The organism is Knoellia sp. S7-12 (genome assembly GCF_040518285.1).
GTDB lineage: Bacteria > Actinomycetota > Actinomycetes > Actinomycetales > Dermatophilaceae > Knoellia.
This window is the reverse complement of sequence record NZ_CP155449.1, coordinates 1735426-1752828: the sequence shown is the minus strand read 5'-3', so window position 1 is coordinate 1752828 and position 17403 is coordinate 1735426. Positions and strand designations below refer to the sequence as shown.

16 protein-coding genes are annotated in these 17403 nt (G+C 67.4%); 4 read left to right on the top strand and 12 right to left on the bottom strand.

Annotation, left to right across the window (positions count from 1 at the left end; translation table 11 throughout):
* Window positions 1-40: 40 nt before the first annotated feature.
* From V6K52_RS08460 to V6K52_RS08450, 3 genes are read right to left on the bottom strand one after another with little or no spacing between them, the layout of a single operon-like run.
* Window positions 41-1588: an aldehyde dehydrogenase family protein gene (locus V6K52_RS08460; RefSeq protein ID WP_353953427.1), complete on the bottom strand. Its 1548-nt coding sequence runs from the start codon at window positions 1586-1588 to the stop codon at window positions 41-43.
* Window positions 1585-2817, bottom strand: a complete 1233-nt coding sequence (locus V6K52_RS08455) for an MFS transporter (protein WP_353953426.1) — start codon at window positions 2815-2817, stop codon at window positions 1585-1587. Before V6K52_RS08455 ends, V6K52_RS08460 begins: the two co-directional genes overlap by 4 nt.
* A complete protein-coding gene (locus V6K52_RS08450; RefSeq protein ID WP_353953425.1) occupies window positions 2814-4139 on the bottom strand; it encodes a D-arabinono-1,4-lactone oxidase in 1326 nt (441 codons plus the stop codon). Before V6K52_RS08450 ends, V6K52_RS08455 begins: the two co-directional genes overlap by 4 nt.
* A gap of 109 nt (window positions 4140-4248) precedes the next feature.
* Between V6K52_RS08450 and V6K52_RS08445 the strand changes: the two genes are divergently transcribed.
* Window positions 4249-5496: an amino acid deaminase/aldolase gene (locus tag V6K52_RS08445; protein WP_353953424.1), complete on the top strand. Its 1248-nt coding sequence runs from the start codon at window positions 4249-4251 to the stop codon at window positions 5494-5496.
* Between the two features lie 76 nt (window positions 5497-5572).
* Complete coding sequence (locus V6K52_RS08440) at window positions 5573-6181, top strand: TetR family transcriptional regulator (RefSeq protein WP_353953423.1); 609 nt, start codon at window positions 5573-5575, stop codon at window positions 6179-6181.
* A gap of 81 nt (window positions 6182-6262) precedes the next feature.
* On the opposite strand, the gene V6K52_RS08435 is transcribed toward V6K52_RS08440, so the two are convergent.
* The 7 genes from V6K52_RS08435 to V6K52_RS08405 all read right to left on the bottom strand — a co-directional run bounded on the left by V6K52_RS08435 (window position 6263) and on the right by V6K52_RS08405 (window position 13631).
* Entirely contained in the window at window positions 6263-7297 is a 1035-nt protein-coding gene (locus tag V6K52_RS08435; protein WP_353953422.1) for an aspartate-semialdehyde dehydrogenase, read from the bottom strand.
* A gap of 43 nt (window positions 7298-7340) precedes the next feature.
* Window positions 7341-9197 (bottom strand): BCCT family transporter, encoded by a 1857-nt coding sequence (locus V6K52_RS08430; protein ID WP_353953421.1) that lies wholly within the window; start codon window positions 9195-9197, stop codon window positions 7341-7343.
* A gap of 227 nt (window positions 9198-9424) precedes the next feature.
* Window positions 9425-10378: a GTPase Era gene (gene era, locus V6K52_RS08425; RefSeq protein ID WP_353953420.1), complete on the bottom strand. Its 954-nt coding sequence runs from the start codon at window positions 10376-10378 to the stop codon at window positions 9425-9427.
* On the bottom strand, window positions 10371-11672 hold the full coding sequence (locus V6K52_RS08420; RefSeq protein WP_353953419.1) for a hemolysin family protein: 1302 nt from the start codon (window positions 11670-11672) through the stop codon (window positions 10371-10373). The genes era and V6K52_RS08420 overlap by 8 nt, the downstream gene beginning before the upstream one ends.
* 51 nt (window positions 11673-11723) lie before the next feature.
* The gene (gene ybeY / locus V6K52_RS08415) at window positions 11724-12191 is read right to left on the bottom strand and encodes an rRNA maturation RNase YbeY (RefSeq protein WP_353953418.1); all 468 of its coding nucleotides are present in this window, start codon (window positions 12189-12191) and stop codon (window positions 11724-11726) included.
* The gene (locus tag V6K52_RS08410; RefSeq protein ID WP_353953417.1) at window positions 12188-13258 is read right to left on the bottom strand and encodes a PhoH family protein; all 1071 of its coding nucleotides are present in this window, start codon (window positions 13256-13258) and stop codon (window positions 12188-12190) included. The genes ybeY and V6K52_RS08410 overlap by 4 nt, the downstream gene beginning before the upstream one ends.
* A 25-nt stretch (window positions 13259-13283) precedes the next feature.
* Window positions 13284-13631 (bottom strand): histidine triad nucleotide-binding protein, encoded by a 348-nt coding sequence (locus tag V6K52_RS08405; protein WP_353953416.1) that lies wholly within the window; start codon window positions 13629-13631, stop codon window positions 13284-13286.
* 59 nt (window positions 13632-13690) lie between these two features.
* Between V6K52_RS08405 and V6K52_RS08400 the strand changes: the two genes are divergently transcribed.
* Window positions 13691-14218 carry a SigE family RNA polymerase sigma factor gene (locus V6K52_RS08400; RefSeq protein ID WP_353953415.1) on the top strand — a complete coding sequence of 176 codons (528 nt, stop codon included), beginning with the start codon at window positions 13691-13693 and terminating at the stop codon, window positions 14216-14218.
* Complete coding sequence (locus tag V6K52_RS08395; protein WP_353953414.1) at window positions 14215-15348, top strand: Gmad2 immunoglobulin-like domain-containing protein; 1134 nt, start codon at window positions 14215-14217, stop codon at window positions 15346-15348. Before V6K52_RS08400 ends, V6K52_RS08395 begins: the two co-directional genes overlap by 4 nt.
* Here the strand turns inward: V6K52_RS08395 and V6K52_RS08390 are convergent, their stop codons facing one another.
* Together V6K52_RS08390 and dnaJ are read right to left on the bottom strand one after the other, a co-directional pair.
* On the bottom strand, window positions 15349-16092 hold the full coding sequence (locus tag V6K52_RS08390) for a 16S rRNA (uracil(1498)-N(3))-methyltransferase (protein ID WP_353953413.1): 744 nt from the start codon (window positions 16090-16092) through the stop codon (window positions 15349-15351).
* 120 nt (window positions 16093-16212) lie between these two features.
* Window positions 16213-17343: a molecular chaperone DnaJ gene (gene dnaJ / locus V6K52_RS08385; protein ID WP_353953412.1), complete on the bottom strand. Its 1131-nt coding sequence runs from the start codon at window positions 17341-17343 to the stop codon at window positions 16213-16215.
* Window positions 17344-17403 lie beyond the last annotated feature (60 nt).

Genomic DNA, 17403 nt, shown 5'->3' with positions numbered 1-17403 from the left:
GGCTCGGCGCGCGCGAGCCCTGTGCGGAAGCCGTCCACAATCAGCGGGCAGTGCGCCGCGGGCGACCGTAGACGACCTTGACGATCTTCTGCATCAGGGCCTGGCTCCCTGCGTTGAACGGCATGGTGTGCAGCTCGTTCTTCATCGGGAAGTTGGTGACCAGGATGGACTGGCGCTTGGTGAACTTGCGGATGCCTTCGGCGCCATGACGAGCGCCCAGGCCGGAGTCCTTCCATCCCCCCATCGGCAGCTCCAGTGCGAAGTAGTTGGCCAGGACGTCGTTGATCGTGACCGTCCCCGCGTGCAGGCGGCGGGCGACGCGTTGACCCCGCTTCTTGTCCTTGGTGTAGACCGAGGCTTGCAGACCGAAGGAGGTGCTGTTGGCGATCCGGATGGCCTCCTCTTCGTCAGCGACCTTGAGGATGGGCAGGGTCGGGCCGAAGGTCTCTTGCGTCATGCAGTCCATGTCCTCGTCGACGTCGACGAGGAGAGTGGGCTCGAAGAAGCGACCGGCCCCCTCACGAACTGCACCGCCGGTCAGTGCCCTGGCGCCCGCGCGGACGGCGTCCTGGACGTGCGAGGTGACCGTCCTCAGCTGTGGCAGGAAGGTCAGTGATCCGGAGTCCGAGGTCCCCAGCCCGGTCGACTCGCCCATCCGCAGGCTCTCGAAGGCGACCTGCATCTTGGCGACGAACTCGTCATAGACCGGCGCCTCGACGAGCACCCGCTCCACCGACGTGCAGGTCTGGCCCGAGTTGTGCATGGCCCCGAAGAGCGTCATGTGCGCTGCGCGGTCCAGGTCTGCATCGGCCAACACGATGGCGGGGTCCTTGCCGCCGAGCTCCAGGCTCACGGGGATGAGTCGTTCTCCGCAACGTGCGGCGACCTTCTTGCCGGTGCGGGTCGAGCCGGTGAACATCAACGCGTCGACCCTCTCAACGAGCGCCGAGCCGGTTTCGCCGTCGCCCGTTGCCACGGCGAACACGTCAGCTGGCAACCCGATTTCGGATGTCATGCGCGCCATCAGCACCGACGTCAACGGCGTGATCTCCGAAGGCTTGAGGATCACGGCATTGCCTGCCGCCAAGGCGGGGATGACATCACCGAAGTTGTTGAGCAGCGGGTTGTTCCACGGCCCGATGACGCCGACGACACCTGCGGGGGCGTAGCGGATGACGAGCTTGCGGCCGAGCACGAACGGCGAGCGGGTGCGGACGCGCTCGTCGGCGAGATAGCTGCCTGCCTTGCGAGCCCAGAAGGCGCTGGCCATCACGCCATAGGCAACCTCGATGTGCGCCTCGTCGTAGGACTTGCCGTTCTCACGGTGAATCGTCTCGGCGACGAGGTCGGCGTTGTCGATGAACCACTTCTGCATGCTGCGGAGGTAGCGGGCGCGACCGCTGAAGCCCAGTTCGGCCCAAGCCGGCTGGGCCGCGCGCGCCGCCGCGACGAGGGCGTCGACGGCCGCCTCGTCCAGGTTGGGCACGGTCCCGGCCACGGCGCCAGTGGAGGGGTTCTCAACCTGGATGAACCCGGGGTCGTGGGACAGCTCGGCCGACGTCTTTGGCGCGGGGGCGGTGGTGGTCATGCCTGACTCCGATTCTTGGGGGCCGCGTCAGCGGCAAGGACAACGGGTGTGGTGTGCGGTGCGAACTGGCGTGCCATGAGAGGGACCAAGGGAATGAGGATGAGCGGCACGACGAACATCCACCGGTTGCCGGCGGTCTCCGCGACGATGGCGATCCCGAAGGCGGCCAGGATGTAGCCGAGGTAGTTGGCGAGGTTGACCCGTGCGATCGCCTGGCTCCCGCGGACGACGTCAAGGTGGGCTGCAGCGACGTAGGACAGCGGCGGGATCAGGGCCAGACCTCCACCCAACAGGGCGAAGCCGGCCAGGACCAGGGGCAGCCCGGGCGCGACGACAATGAGGAGGAGACCGACCGTGGCGGTGATTCCACTGACTCGCACGACGTCCCGAGCTCCATAGCGTCGGACGAACCGATCGCCGACCAACCGAACGACCAGGAGCACGAACTGGTAGGCGGCATACGCAATCGGCGCCACGCTCGCCGCCGCTCCCAGACCGTCCTCGAGATAGATCCCGCTCCACACCGAGGCTGCGGAGTCGGACAGCCACATGACGGTGGTTGGGATCGCGATGAGCACGATCGGCAGCCACGGGACGTGGTGGTCGGTCGGTCCGGTTGCGTCACCGGCGTCGAGCACAACATGACGAAGCAGGCCCGGACTCGACCACCGGTTGAGGGCAAGGCCCACGACCGCGACGATGAGCATCGAGGGAATCAGTCCGAGGCCAACCTCGATGGCAACGGACGCATAGATCGCGCCGACGACCGCCGCACCACTCCACATCGCGTGGAATCCAGTCATGATGCTGCGCCCGTAGCGATCCTGGACGGCGACGCCCTGGATGTTGAGCGCTGCGTCTGCCGCACCCACGCACAGGCCATACAAGGAGGTGACGAGCACGAGCACCCACAGCGAACCGGAGAAACCGATCAACCCCGCGCAGACGGACACCCCCAGCAGGGCGTTGCGCACCGTGACCGCGCTGCCCCACCGCTGAGCGGCGTAACCGGCGGCCAGGCTGCCGAGCCCCGACGCGACCGCCACAGCTGCGAGCAAGACCAGGATCTGAAGGTCGCTGAGGTCAAACTTGTCCTTGAACGTCGGCAGGCGCGTGACGATCGAGGCGAACGTCAGCCCTTGGATGGCGAAGGCGACCAGGACCGACCGGCGAGCCCGGTGGTCGGACGCGATGGGCGCAAAGCTCTCAAGACCAGGTGTTGTCGTCATCGTCGCGCTCCAGTCACTGGTCCAAGGACACGATCGAGATAGGGATTGGCAAAGGCGCCATGGGGGTCCACGTCCCGGCGGACGGAAAGGAAGTCATCGAAGCGCGGGTACCGCTCCCTCAAGACCACGGCATCGAGGCGGTGCATTTTTCCCCAGTGAGGACGCCCACCCACCGCGCCGAGCACGTCCTCACACGCACGGAACCACCGCTCGTGGGGCATGCGGTGGTACTGGTGGAAGGACACCACGGCGCAGTCTCGCTCGTATGCCGGTGACAACCAGATGTCGTCCCGGCGCACGAAGCGCACCTCGAACGGGAAGGACACCTTCTCGCCGCTGGTGTCCAGCCACGACTTGAGGTCCTTCAGCGCCGGCACCAGAGCGTCGCGTGGGATGAAGTACTCGCCTTCGCGGAACTTCACGTTGCGCTCGGAGGCGAAGACGCGGTGCGCGACGTCGGTGAACTCACGGTCCGAGACCGCTTTGGTGACCAAGCGGTTGATCCCGGGCACCAGGGCAGGAATGCGCGTGCCGACTCTGTTGAGGGCCTCGAACGCGATGTTGGTGACGATGCGATCGTCAACGACGCGCGACCACTTGCTCATCGGGTTCAGGGGGGTGGTGGCCGGCAACCGCTGGAACCGGCGCGTCAGGGCCGTGTCGGTGTGCGGGAACCAGAAAAACTCGAAGTGGTCGTTCTCGGCAACCAGCTCGTCGATCGAGTCCAGTGTCTGCTCCAGAGGTGCCGCCGCATCGACGGCGCGCAACGCATAGAGCGGGACGCACTGCAGCGTCACCTTCGTGATGACGCCGAGGGCACCGATGCTGACGCATGCCGCGGCATACAGATCTGGTCGCTCCGTCGCCGAGCAGGTGACGACGCTGCCATCGGCGAGCACCAGCTCGAGGCCGCGAACCTGCGTGGAGATGCTGCCGAAGGCGCCGCCGCTCCCATGTGTTCCTGTCGAGACCGCACCGGCAACGGTCTGCCGGTCGATGTCGCCGAGGACCTCCATGCCCAAACCGTGTGCGGCGAGCGCGGGGTTGAGAGAGTGCAATGGTGTGCCCGCCTCAACGGTCACCAGACCGCTCACGCCATCGACGTCGACGATTCCCGTCAGGTGGTCCAGTCGAAGCTGGAGGCCGGGGGCAACCGCAACGCCGGTGAAGGAGTGACCCGAGCCGATCGCCTTGACGGGAAGTCCTTCGCTCGTGGCGCGTTTCACCGCCGCAGAGACCTCTTCCGAGCTGGCCGGCGTCTCCACGCGGCGCGGTGTCACACGCTCCGTGCCGGCCCAGTTGCACCACTCGGTCGTCGTCATCCCAGCTCCATCACTGTCGAGGTTGCTCAGCAGCATGAGGCCAATTCGCGGCCAAGTCAATAGACTTGGACGATTGACCAATTATGAGTCTGGGTGCATGGTGGGGGTCATGACCATCACTCAGACGTCTCATGTCACGTCACCAGGGAGCCGCACCCGGGTGACCGGGCTTCCGTCGACGTTCACCGATCTCGACGAGGCCACGTCAGAGCTGGACCCGCCGTTCGGTGTGGTGGACTTCGCGGCCCTGCGACTCAACGCCGACGCCATGGCCCGACGCGCTGCTGGCAAGCCCATCCGCTTGGCCAGCAAGTCCGTGCGCTGTCGGAGCATCATCACGGAAGTGCTGGCCATGCCGGCCTACCACGGAGTTCTCTCGCTCACCCTCGCCGAGGCCCTGTGGCTGGCCGATGAGGTCGACGACGTCGTGGTCGGATACCCCAGTGCCGACCGCGCGAGCCTGCGACGCCTGGCAACAGACGAGTTGTTGGCAGCGCGGGTGACGCTGATGGTGGACTCCGTCGAAGCGCTGGACTTCATCGAGTCGGTCATCGGCGCGAGCGGACCACGGCTGCGAGTGTGCCTGGAGCTCGACGCCTCACTGCGGCTTGCTGGCGGACGCATCCACCTGGGACCACGCCGCTCACCGGTGCACACGCCAACGCAGGCCCGCGTGCTCGCCGAGCAGATTCTGGCTCGACCGCGTTTCCAGCTCGTCGGCATGATGGCGTACGAGGGACAGATCGCGGGGATGGGCGACAACCAACCCGGTTCGGCGCTGCGCCGCCTCGCCGTGCGTGGCATCCAGCACCTGTCCACCAACGAGCTCGCGGAGCGGCGAGCCGAGGCCGTCTCGGCAGTCCGTCACATCGCAGCACTGGAGTTCGTCAACGGTGGAGGCACGGGCAGCATCGAGCAGACCGTTGCCGAGGACGCCGTGACCGAGGTCGCCGCCGGATCAGGCCTCTACGGTCCGACGCTCTTTGACCACTACCGTGCGTTCTCGCCTCACCCCGCGGCCTACTTCGCCACCTCAGTGGTCCGGCGTCCGGCGCCTGGCATCGTGACCGTCCTGGGTGGTGGATGGATCGCCTCGGGCCCCGTCGGACGCGATCGCGTGCCCACGCCGGTGTGGCCGTCCGGCCTGCAGCTGATCCCGGCCGAGGGCGCGGGAGAGGCTCAGACTCCCCTGCGAGGCGCTGCGGCCGACCGCCTTCACGTGGGCGACAAGGTCTGGTTCCGGCACGCCAAGGCTGGCGAGCTGTGCGAGCGCGTCGACGCACTGCAGCTGGTCGAGGGCAACGAGATCGTCGACACGGTACCCACCTATCGCGGCGAGGGACACGCCTTCCTCTGACGAGGGCGGCCGTCGCGTCCAAGTCGTCCGACTTGGACGAGATACGCTGGCCCCTTGCCCATCACTGGAGGAAAACATGGCCAGAATGTCGGCGGATGCCCGCCGCGTCCAGCTGATCGAAGCCGCAATCGTGGTGATGGCACGCGACGGGGTCGCCAAGGCCACGACCCGAGCCATCGTCGGCGAGGCGGAGATGCCGCTGGGCGTGTTCCACTACTGCTTCCGCTCCAAGGAGGAGTTGCTCGAGCAGGTCATTGAGACCATCCACCGCGGCTCGATCGAACGAGTCCAAGGTCTGGCAGGGACCCAGACCACCGTCGAAGCCGCGCTTCGCTCTAGCCTGCAGGCCTACTGGGACCACGTGGTCGCCAATCCGGCGATGCACATGCTGACCTACGAGCTGACGCAGTACGCCCTGCGCCAGCCCGGACTCGAAGGTGTGGCGCGCAAGCAGTACGAAACCTACGTCGGGACGCTGGTCACCCACCTCGACGCCACCGCCGACCGTCTGGACGTCACCTATCAACGGCCGACATCTGTGCTGGCGCGCTACCTCTTCACGATCATCGACGGCCTCACCCTGAACTGGCTCATCCTCGGGGACGACCCCGACGCCGAGGCCGTGCTCGATGAGGTTGCATCACACGTCGCCGGCCTCGCGCAACCGCACACTGCACCTGCCTGACGCACCGCAGAGCGCGCGCTCACGGACGAGCGGCAGCACGAGATGACGGACCCGTGGAGGCCCGCCATGATCAACCGCGACTCAGCGCCGCTTCACCAGCTCTTCGGCAACCTGGACCGCATTGAGGGCCGCGCCCTTGCGGAGGTTGTCACCGACGACGAAGAGCGTCAGCCCCTTGCCCTCAGGCGCCGCCTGATCGACGCGGACACGACCGACGAAGACCTCGTCGCGCCCGGCCGCGTCGAGCGGGTTCGGGATATCGGTGACAATGACGCCGGGAGCCTTGCCGAGCAGCTCGAGCGCCCGCTCCGGCGAGATGTCGTCGCCGAACTCGGCGTGGATGGCGAGCGAGTGACCGGTGAAGACCGGCACGCGCACGCAGGTGCCCGAGACACGAAGGTCAGGAATGTGCAGGATCTTGCGGGACTCGTGCCGCAGCTTCTGTTCCTCATCGGTCTCGAGAGAACCGTCGTCGACGATGGAACCCGCGAGCGGGATGACGTTGAAGCCCACGGGCACGGCATACACCGCGGGCGCCGGAAGGGCGACCGCCCGACCGTCGAGAGCAAGCGCGGCAGGTTCGCCTGCGGCATACCCACCGCGCAGTTGTCCGTCGAGCTCCTGGACACCCTTGCCGCCGGAGCCGGAGACGGCTTGGTAGGACGCCACCCGCAGCGCCACCAGGCCGGCGACGTCGTGCAGCGGCTTGAGCGCCGGCATCGCGGCCATGGTCGTGCAATTGGGGTTCGCGACAATGCCATTGGGGATCACATCGAGGTCGTGGGGGTTGACCTCGGCGACGACGAGAGGGACGTCGGGATCACGCCGCCATGCCGACGAGTTGTCGATGACGACAGCGCCGGCGGCAGCAACGCGCGGTGCCCACTCCCTGGAGGTTGATCCACCGTTGGAGAAGAGAGCGATGTCGAGTCCGGAGAAGTCGGCGGTCGCCGTGTCCTCGACCGTGACTTCGGTGTCCTTCCAAGGCAGCGTCGTGCCGGCTGAACGAGCCGACGCGAAGTAGCGCATCTCCTCGACCGGGAAACCCCGCTCGACAAGGAGAGCGCGCATGACATTGCCGACCTGACCGGTCGCTCCGAAGACACCAACTCGCATGGCCCCATTCTAGGAGCCATGCGAGTCGGAGTGCTTCAGGCGTTCAGGACCTGGGCGTGGTGAGCACCCTGTCGCCGTCCCGAGCCTCGGTGTCAGCGGCCTCGACGTCATCCGTGGCATCGACCGTCGAAGGCGCGCCGGGCATGGTGACTCGTTCGCCGACGCCTTCGCCGGGCTTGGACTCCTCATAGGTGAGGGTGAAGTCATCGCCGTGCTTGGTGACTCCGGCCACGATGGCCTGCTCGACTGCGGCCACGGCGTAGGCCCGGCGGACGACCATGGGGTCGCTCGACAGATCCTTCACGAGCGCTACCGCCAGGCCGATCATCACGAAGAGGAACGGCAGGGCTGCGATGATCGTGATGTTCTGCAACCCGGACAACGCATCCGCGCCTCCAACCACCAGCATCACGGCGGCGACGGCGCCAGTGGCTGCACCCCAGAAGATCACCGTGGGGCGGCTCGGTGCGAGGGTGCCACGCTCAGAGAGCGTGCCCATGACGATCGAGGCCGCATCGGCTCCGGAGATGAAGAAGATGGCCACGAGCAGCATCACGACAATCGAGGTGACCGTCGAGAGCGGCATCGTCTCCAACATGGTGAAGAGCGTCGCCTCGGGCGTCTCGGCCCCGGCGAGGTCGGTGCCAGCGCGCTGCGTGAAGATCCCGGCCCCACCGAAGACGGCGAACCAGACGAGCGACACGAGGCTCGGCACGAGGAGGACACCGGTGACGAACTGACGGATGGTGCGACCTCGTGAGATGCGCGCGATGAACATTCCGACGAACGGGGTCCAGGAGACCCACCAGGCCCAGTAGAAGATCGTCCAGCCCGAAAGCCACGTCTGCATGGCGTCGCCGCCAGCGGCATCGGTGCGCGCGGACATCATCGCGAGGTCCTGGAAGTAGCTGCCCACAGCGGTCGGGACGAGGTTGAGGATGAAGACCGTCGGCCCGACGACGAAGACGAAGACCGCGAGCACGAGGGCCAGCACCATGTTGGTGTTGGACAGCCACTGGATGCCCTTGGAGACGCCGGAGACCGCCGACAGGATGAAGCAGAGGGTCAGCACGACGATGATCGCGACGAGGACGCCGTTGCCTGCGCGGCCGATGCCCCCGACGATCTCGAGGCCGGACCCGATCTGCAGGGCGCCGAGGCCGAGCGAGGCTGCCGACCCGAAGAGAGTCGCAAAGATCGCGAGGATGTCGATGACGCGACCGATCGGGCCGCTGGCCCGACGCTCGCCGATGAGCGGCGCGAAGGCCGAGCTGATGAGCAGCGAACGACCGCGGCGGAAGACGCCATAGGCCACCGCGAGTCCGACGACCGCATAGATCGCCCAGGGGTGCAACGTCCAGTGGAAGAGGGTCGTCGCCATGGCATTCTGGACGGCTTCGGGATTGCCCTCCACACCGGTGCCGGGCGGCGGGGTGACGAAGTGCGCCACGGGCTCGGAGACGCCATAGAACATCAGGCCGATGCCCATGCCCGCAGAGAACATCATCGCGATCCACGAGACCGTCTTGAACTCGGGCTGCTCGTCGTCGCGTCCGAGCGGGATGCGCCCGAACTTCCCGGCCGCCAGCCAGATGACGAAGACGACGAACCCCGAGGCCACGAGCGAGAAGAGCCAGCCCATGTTGTGGACCACCCATGACAGGCCGCTGTCCGATGCGGATCCGAGGGTCTCGGTGCTGACAAAGCCCCAGAGCACGAAGCCGATCGCGAGGGCGGCGGTGACACCGAAGACGATCGTGTCGAGCTTCTGCGGGGCGTCTGCCTGGTGCTCCTCGACCGCGTGGTCAAGGGCGGGGTGAGGACTGTCCTCCAAGAGTGATCCGTCGAGGATGTCGCGCTCCCCTGCGGCGCCCCCCGGGGCTGTTGGGCCGGTGTTCATAAGTTTTTGGTTCACAGGTGATTCGGCGCGAACGCCGCTCCTTTGCTGTTCTCGTCAGTGTCGTCCGCGGCTCGTGTGCCGCTCGGTTCGGGTTCGTGCAACCTGTCCACCATGCCGAACCCTGCTGTCGATCACAACTTGAGACTTCGGGCGCCTGCGACGTCGAGTCGCTTTTTGGCGCTCCTACTGGACGACAGCGAGGTATGCCGCCCGCGCATCTTTGAGGGTCAGAAACCCAGGCGTTGCAGCTGTTTTGGGTCTCGCTGCCAGTCCTTTGCGACCTTGACGTGGAGGTCGAGGTGGACGCGCTGACCGAGCAGCTTCTCGATGCCCTCACGCGCCGTGGTCCCCACTTCGCGCAGCCTCGAGCCACCGCGTCCGATGATGATCGCCTTCTGTGACGAGCGCTCCACGAAGACGTTGACCCGCACATCCATCATGGGCTTGCCCTCGGGTCGGTCCTCACGCGGCAACATCTCTTCGACGACGACTGCCAGCGAGTGGGGGAGCTCGTCGCGCACACCCTCGAGCGCAGCCTCACGGACGAGCTCGGCGATCATGATCACGTGCGGCTCGTCGGTGAGCACGTCGTCGGGATAGAGCGGCCCGGGCGAGCGCGGGAGGTACTTCGCAAGCACCGCTCCCACGGTGTCGATCTGGTCGCCCCTGGTCGCGGAGCACGGCACGATCTCGTCCCATTCACCGAGCTGGTCGATGGCGATGAGGTGCTCAGCGAGACGCTGGCGGTCGACCTTGTCGGACTTCGTGGCCAACGCGACCATCGGCGTGCGTTTGGCCCAGCGCAGCTCGGCCAGCTCGCGCGCGATGTATTGGTCACCCGGCCCGATCCTCTGGTCCGAGGGGAGGCAGAAACCCACGACGTCGACGTCGAGCAAGGTGGCTCGCACGAGGTCGTTGAGCCGCTCCCCCAGCAACGTTCGAGGCTTGTGCAGCCCAGGCGTGTCCACGAGGATCAGCTGGCTGTTGGGCAGGCTGACGATGCCGCGGATCGTGTGCCGCGTCGTCTGTGGCTTGCTCGACGTGATGGCGACCTTCTCGCCGACGAGAGCGTTCGTCAGCGTCGACTTCCCGGCGTTGGGGCGGCCGATCAGGCAGGCGAAGCCGGCGGCATACGCAGGCTTCTGGCTGTTGCCGGATTCGGCGGTGACGTCGTCAGTCATGGGAACTCCCGGTGTCGGCTGTGTGCATCATCTCGCGGTCGCCTGCTGCGACGCGCTCGACGATGACGGTGGCGATGCGGTGCCGGCGTCCGGCCATGCGTTCGGCCGTGAGCCGCAGCCCGGCCACCTGACACGTCGAGCCCAGGATCGGCACCCGCCCGATGGTCTTGCCGATGAGTCCGCCGACGGTGTCGACCTCGTCCTCGTCGATCGTCACCCCGAGCTCGTCAGCGAGGTCGTCGATGTCCATCGTCGCGTCGACGCGCCATCGGCCGTCCCCGAGCTCTTCGAGGTCTGGGGTCTCGCGGTCGTACTCATCAGCGATCTCACCCACGATCTCCTCGATGATGTCCTCGATCGTCACGAGACCAGCAGTGCCTCCCCACTCGTCGATGACGAGTGCGAAGTGGGTCTGGTCGCGCTGCATCTCGCGGAGCAGAGCGTCGACGGGCTTGGACTCAGGGATGAAGGGCATGGGTCGCATGAGGTCGACGACGGGCGCCTTGGCGCTTGCCGGGTCAGCCGTGATCCGACGCACGACGTCCTTGAAGTAGAGCAGTCCGAGCACATCATCGGAGTCCTCGCCGGTCACGGGGATGCGCGAATAACCGCTGCGGAGAAAGAGATTCATCGCCTTGCGGGCCTCGCGGTCGGAGCCGATCGTCACCATGTCGGTGCGCGGGACCATGACCTCACGGGCGAGCGTGTCGCCGAGCTCAAAGACGGAGTGGATCATCTGGCGCTCGCCGGCCTCGATGAGCGAGGACTCCCCCGCCATGTCGACCAAGTCACGCAGCTCGGACTCGCTGTCGAACGGTCCGTCACGGTAGCCACGACCCGGCGTGACGGCGTTGGCAAAGAGCACCAGCAGCCGCGAGAGCGGCCCGAGGACTCGGCGCAGCCAGATCGCGACCGGCGCCGCGAACAACGAGACCGACGTGGCGTGCTGACCACCCAAGGTGCGCGGTGAGACCCCGACGAGGGCGAACGAGACGACCGCCATGATCGCGATCGCCGTGAGCAGAGGCTTCCACGTGCCATCGACGACCCGGTGGACGGCGACCGTCACGAGGACTGCTGTGGTCATCTCCGCGATGACGCGCACGAACGACAAGACCGAGAGGTATGCCGCACTGTCGGCCACGACCGTGGCCAGAGCCGTGGAGCCAGCCCGCCCGTCGTCATGGAGCTCCTGGGCGCGCACGCGCGACACCCGGGAGAGGGCGGCCTCCGCGGCCGACAGGGCGAAGGCGAGAACAAGGCCGAGAATGCTGATGACGATGAGCCTGGTCATGAGGCCACCGTCCGGGCTCCCGACACCACGATGGTGTCGGGACTGGCTGGGTCAGGCACCGTGTCGGCCCCTCGTCGCGAGGAAGGTGAGGAGCAGCTGGCGCTGCAGCTCGAACATCTCGCGCTCTTCCTCGGGCTCGGCGTGGTCGTAGCCGAGCAGGTGGAGGATGCCGTGCGTCGTGAGGAGGAGGAGCTCCTCCTCGGTGGCGTGGCCAGCGTCTGACGCCTGCTTCTGCGCCACGCTCGGGCACAGGACGATGTCGCCGAGAACGCCCTCTTCGGGGTCGTCGTCGTCGCTGCCGGGACGCAGCTCGTCCATCGGGAAGCTCATGACGTCGGTCGGTCCCGGAAGGTCCATCCACTGCACGTGAAGGGTCTCCATGGCCGCCTCGTCCACGAGCCGCAGGCAGAGGTCGGCCTGGGGGTGGACCTTCATCTCGCCCATGACATAGCGGGCGCAGGCGACGAGTTCGAGCTCGTCGAGAGCGAACTCGGTTTCGTTGAGGACGTCGATGCTCATGCGTCACCCTCCCGGTCCGCGGGTCGGTTCACACGGCGCGAACGTGAGGGGGTGGAGCCGCCTTCCTGGTCGGCGTCAAAGCGGCCGTAGGCCTCGACGATCTCGCCGACGAGGCGGTGACGCACGACGTCCTGGGCCGTGAGCTCGGCGAAGTGGATGTCCTCGAGGTCAGTGAGGATGTCGCGCACGATGCGCAGCCCGCTCGTCGTTCCACCGGGCAGGTCGACCTGCGTCACATCTCCCGTGACCACCATCTTGGAACCGAAGCCCAGGCGGGTGAGGAACATCTTCATTTGCTCGGGCGTGGTGTTCTGCGCCTCGTCGAGGATGACGAACGAGTCGTTGATGGAACGTCCGCGCATGAACGCGAGCGGGGCCACCTCGATCGTCCCGGCTGCCATGAGCCGCGGGATGGAGTCGGGGTCGACCATGTCGTGGAGCGCGTCGTAGAGCGGACGCAGGTAGGGGTCGATCTTGTCGTTGAGCGTGCCCGGGAGGAAGCCCAACCGCTCCCCCGCTTCGACGGCCGGTCGGGTGAGGATGATCCGGTTGACCTGCTTGGCCTGGAGCGCTGCCACGGCCTTGGCCATCGCCAGATAGGTCTTGCCCGTGCCCGCTGGGCCGACGCCGAAGGTGATGGTGTGCTCGTCGATCGCCTCGACGTAGCGCTTCTGCCCAAGGGTCTTGGGGCGGATCGTGCGACCCCGCGACGACACGATGTTCATCGTGAGGACGTCAGCCGGGCGCTCGGTGGTCTGCGCCCGCATCATGGCGATGGAACGCTCGACGGAGTCACGGTTGAGCGACTGTCCGCCGTCGATCACCGCCAGCAGCTCGTCGATGACGCGCTCGACGAGGGCCACCTCGGGGCTGGTGCCGGAGATGTGGAACTCGTTGCCGCGCACGTGGATCGAGGTCATCGGGAACTGCCGCTCGATGGTGCGGAGCACCTCGTCCCTGGGGCCGAGGAGGGACACCATCGGCACGTCAGCGGGGATCGTGACCGTGTGGACGGGAAGGTGCGTCGACGTCTCGGTGGGCGTGGACGGGTGGGGTGCGTCTGTCATGTCACCCATGAGTCTACGGTTCGCTTCAGCCAGGCGGCCATTGCATTGACCGGCCGCCCAGCAGGTGGAGGTGCGCGTGGAACACGCTCTGACCTGCACCGGCCCCCGTGTTGAAGACGAGGCGGTAGTCCCCGCCCAGGCCCTCGTCGTCCGCCACGGCCCGGGCCAGCAACACCACGTCCTGCAGGTTGTCCGGTGAGACCTCGGCCAGTTCGCCAGCATTGGCCACGTGCCGCTTGGGGACGACGAGGACGTGGGTGGGTGCCTGCGGGTTGATGTCGCGGAAGGCGAGGCTGTGCTCCGTCTCGCCCACGACGTCTGGTTCGACGACGCCGGAGACGAACTTGCAGAAGAGACAGTCAGCTGAAGACATGTAGCGACAGTAAACCGATCAGGCCCGCAACGCGTCTCACCAGCGTGACAATGACACTCGTGGGCACTCGACGTGACGCAGCAGCGCGCGCGGCCGCCGATGACGGCGTGTCGAGCCTGTATGCCGTGCACTGGCGTCCCATGGTCCGCCTCGCCTGGCTCTTCGTCCACGACGACCTCCTCGCCGAGGAGATCGCGCAGGACGCCTTCGTCTCGCTCCATCGCAAGTGGCACGACGTCCGCGAAGGGCGCGGCGCGGCATACCTGCGGCAGTGCGTCGTCAACGGTGCCCGCTCAGCGCTCCGGCACCACAAGGTGGAGCAGCGCTACCTCGACTCGACCCGCGCCAACAACCGCCTGCGCGCGGTGAGCGCCGAAGACGAGGCTCTGTCGGCAACAAGTTCAGCGGAACTTTTCGCTCGGTTGCAGCGCCTGCCAACACGGCAGAGGGAAGTGCTCGTGCTGCGCTACTACCTCGACCTCAGCGAGGCCCAGATCGCCGACGCGTTGGGCATCGCACCCGGATCGGTCAAGGCGCACGCCCACCGGGGCCTCGCCTCCCTGCGCACCCAGATGGAGGAGCGATGACGACCCAGCTGGATCCGTCCGACACCGAACGCGAGCTCAGGGAGGCCCTTGCCGCGCATGCACGCGAGATCCGTCCGCGCGATCGTCTCGACGCGATCCTGCGCGAGGCCTCGGAGCCGCTCCCCACGTCTGCCCGCAGACGTTGGCTCACGGGGATGGGGGTTGCCGCCGCTGCGGCCGCGATTGCGGGTGCCGTGTGGACCGCACGCCCGGCGCCGGATGCAGGGCCGACCCGACCGGCCGGGACACCAAGTGCGACGACCCCTGTCGAACCCTCGCTCGAGCCGTCGCCCACTCCCCCCGCACCGTCGTTGTCCTCCTCATCGTCGACCTTGCCGAGCTCGACGTCTCGCCCCACGTCCTCGCCGTCCACGCCGTCCACGCCGCCCTCGCCGACCGGGCAACCGGCCGCTCCGACGACGATCGTGGCTCAGGCGATCTATCGGGTCGGAACCAACGGTGGCACGACGGACCGCCCCGGACTCGTCCGTGAATTCAGGTCAGCAGCGGTGGGTGCGTCCGAGTCCGCTCGGGCCACAGCAGCTGTCGGGGAGTCCCTGCGCCGGTCGGACCTCTGGCGTGGAGTGACGGTCACTTCAGCCGATGTCGCTCGCGAGCGGATCACGCTGCGGCTCTCCGGTCCTGGGGACTCGGCGTCCGATGCCGACAGTGCCCGTCTCGCGGTCGCGGCCCTGGTGTGGACTGCACAGGGGGCCGTCGGGCGGGGCGACCTGCCGGTGACCCTGAGCACCCCGGGCGGTGGCCAGATCCTGGGCCAGCTTGACCCGGCGACGCCCTTCACGCGGGCCAGCACTCCGCCCGAGACGTTGTGCGACCTCTGGGTCGACACCCCATCCCCCGGCGTGACGGTCCGTGCAGCGGAACCAGTGCTGGTGCGTGGTCAGGCCGTTGCCTTCGAGGCAAACGTTGAGTGGGAGCTCCGCAGTGGGTCGACGACGCTGCGTGACGGCTTCGTCACGGCATCTATCGGCGCACCTTCGCGCGGCACGTTCGCCGTCGACCTCGGCCGGCTCGAACCGGGGACCTACACGTTCAGGGCGTTCACGTCCTCAGCCGAGGATGGGGCAAAGGTCATCGCCGAGCGGCTCGTGACCTTCACGGTCAGCTGATCAGCGCCAGCGGGTTGCGGCGCTGAGGACCGCGAGGGCCGCGGGTCCGGCGCTGGACGAGCGGAGCACCGTGTTGCCGAGCCGGACGATCGATGCACCAGCGGTGCGCAGGGCGTCCAACTCCTCGGGCGCAATGCCACCCTCGGGACCGACCACGACGAGGACGTCGCCCTCGCTCGGCAGGGTGAGTGCGGCCAGGGGGTCGTCGGCATCCTCATGGAGGACGTATGCCGTTGCTCCCTTTGCAATGCGGTCCGCGAGCGCCGCCGTGGTCGCGGCGGGTGCGAGGACGGGACGACGCGGACGACGCGACTGCTTGGTCGCGGCCACCAGCACGGCATCCCACTTGGCCCACGCCTTGGCCCCGCGGTCACCGCGCCACTGGACGATGCTCCGGCTGGCCTGCCACGGGACGACCTCGTCGACACCGAGCTCGGTCGCGGCCTCGATGGCCTGATCGTCCCGGTCGCCCTTGGCGAGCGCCTGGACGAGGACGAACCGTGGGCTCGGCTCTGGCACGTGATCGACCGACTCTGCACGCAGGGTGAGCCGGTCACGCTCGACCGACTCGACCTCTCCGGTGACGACCCGACCGGCACCGTCGGACAGGCGCAAGTGCTCGCCCCGCTGGGTCCGCTTGACCGTCGCCGCGTGCCGACCCTCGGGTCCGTCGAGGACGACGACGTCACCAGCCCGGGTCGCATCGAGAGCGCCCGGAGTCACGAGATAGAGCGCGAGCGTCATGGCGTTCCCAACCCCGCTGCTGATCGATGGCAAAAGAGTGCGGGGTGCGCGTTTGCGACGAAGGAGCAACTGAGCGTGCGCCGCACTCTTTTGCCATCGATCGGGATTCTGGGCATCGGGTCAGCGGGCCTTGAAGGCGTCGCGGAGCTTGCCGAAGAGTGAGCCGTCAGCAGGGTTGGCGATGTGGCCGGTCGGCTTCTCCTCTTCACGCAGCTGAGCGAGCTGGCGGAGCAGGCCTTCCTGCTCATGGCTGAGCTTGGTCGGCGTCTGCACCATCGCGTGGATGATGATGTCGCCGCGGCCAGAACCACGCAGGTGCGTCACACCGAGACCGCGCAGGCGGATCTGCTCGCCGGACTGGATGCCGGTCCGCACCTCGAGGTCACTCACACCATCGAAGGTCTCGAAGGGCACGCTGGCGCCCAGCGCAGCCGCGGTCATCGGGAGCTCGAGCGTCGCGTGCAGGTCGTCGCCCTGTCGCTGGAACCGCTTGTCGCGGCGCACAGCGACCTCGACGTAGAGGTCTCCGGGAGGACCGTCGCCGGGACCCACCTCGCCCTCGCCCGCCAACTGGATGCGGGTGCCGGTGTCGACGCCCGCGGGAACCCGGATCGTCATGGTGCGACGCGTGCGCACTCGACCGTCGCCGGAGCACTCGTAGCAGGGCGCCTCGATGACCTGGCCGGTTGCCTGGCAGTTCACGCACGGACGCGACGTCATCACCTGACCGAGGAAGCTGCGCTGCACCTGCTGGATCGAGCCCTGCCCCTGGCAGACGTCACAGGTGCGGGTGCCGGTGCCGGGCTGGGTGCCAGCACCGTGACAGGTGGAGCAGCCGACGGCGGTGTCGAGGACGAGCTCCTTCTCTGCACCGAAGACGGTGTCGACGAGGTCGAGGTCGAGGCGAACGAGCGCGTCCTGGCCGCGGGCCTGGCGAGACCGCGGTCCGCGGCCCTGTGCCTGACCTGCGCCCTGGCCGAAGAAGGCGTCCATGATGTCGCTGAACGCGAAGCCCTGACCGAACCCCGCGGCTCCGCCGGCGTAGGGGTCGGAGCCCATGTCGTAGCCGCGCCGCTTCTCGGCATCGGACAGCACGTCATAGGCCTGTGAGACCTTCTTGAACTGCTCTTCGGCCTCCGGGCCGGAGTTCACGTCGGGGTGGAGCTTGCGGGCAGCGCGGCGGTAGGCCTTCTTGATGTCGTCGGCGGTTGCATCGCGGGCCACGCCGAGGTCGGCGTAGTAGTCGTTCACTGTGGTGGACGTCCTTCGCTGGGGTCTGTTGGGGTCACGTGTGAGGTCAAATCTCGGCGG

Bases quoted from the DNA above. Each gene is read 5' to 3' on its own strand.
- ybeY (WP_353953418.1), bottom strand. From the start codon at position 12,191: ATGAGCATCGACGTCCTCAACGAAACCGAGTTCGCTCTCGACGAGCTC.
- V6K52_RS08410 (WP_353953417.1), bottom strand. From the start codon at position 13,258: ATGACAGACGCACCCCACCCGTCCACGCCCACCGAGACGTCGACGCAC.
- V6K52_RS08440 (WP_353953423.1), top strand. From the start codon at position 5,573: ATGGCCAGAATGTCGGCGGATGCCCGCCGCGTCCAGCTGATCGAAGCC.
- V6K52_RS08405 (WP_353953416.1), bottom strand. From the start codon at position 13,631: ATGTCTTCAGCTGACTGTCTCTTCTGCAAGTTCGTCTCCGGCGTCGTC.
- V6K52_RS08395 (WP_353953414.1), top strand. From the start codon at position 14,215: ATGACGACCCAGCTGGATCCGTCCGACACCGAACGCGAGCTCAGGGAG.
- V6K52_RS08420 (WP_353953419.1), bottom strand. From the start codon at position 11,672: ATGACCAGGCTCATCGTCATCAGCATTCTCGGCCTTGTTCTCGCCTTC.
- V6K52_RS08435 (WP_353953422.1), bottom strand. From the start codon at position 7,297: ATGCGAGTTGGTGTCTTCGGAGCGACCGGTCAGGTCGGCAATGTCATG.
- V6K52_RS08450 (WP_353953425.1), bottom strand. From the start codon at position 4,139: ATGACGACGACCGAGTGGTGCAACTGGGCCGGCACGGAGCGTGTGACA.
- V6K52_RS08445 (WP_353953424.1), top strand. From the start codon at position 4,249: ATGACCATCACTCAGACGTCTCATGTCACGTCACCAGGGAGCCGCACC.
- V6K52_RS08390 (WP_353953413.1), bottom strand. From the start codon at position 16,092: ATGACGCTCGCGCTCTATCTCGTGACTCCGGGCGCTCTCGATGCGACC.
- V6K52_RS08460 (WP_353953427.1), bottom strand. From the start codon at position 1,588: ATGACCACCACCGCCCCCGCGCCAAAGACGTCGGCCGAGCTGTCCCAC.
- era (WP_353953420.1), bottom strand. From the start codon at position 10,378: ATGACTGACGACGTCACCGCCGAATCCGGCAACAGCCAGAAGCCTGCG.
- V6K52_RS08455 (WP_353953426.1), bottom strand. From the start codon at position 2,817: ATGACGACAACACCTGGTCTTGAGAGCTTTGCGCCCATCGCGTCCGAC.
- V6K52_RS08430 (WP_353953421.1), bottom strand. From the start codon at position 9,197: ATGAACACCGGCCCAACAGCCCCGGGGGGCGCCGCAGGGGAGCGCGAC.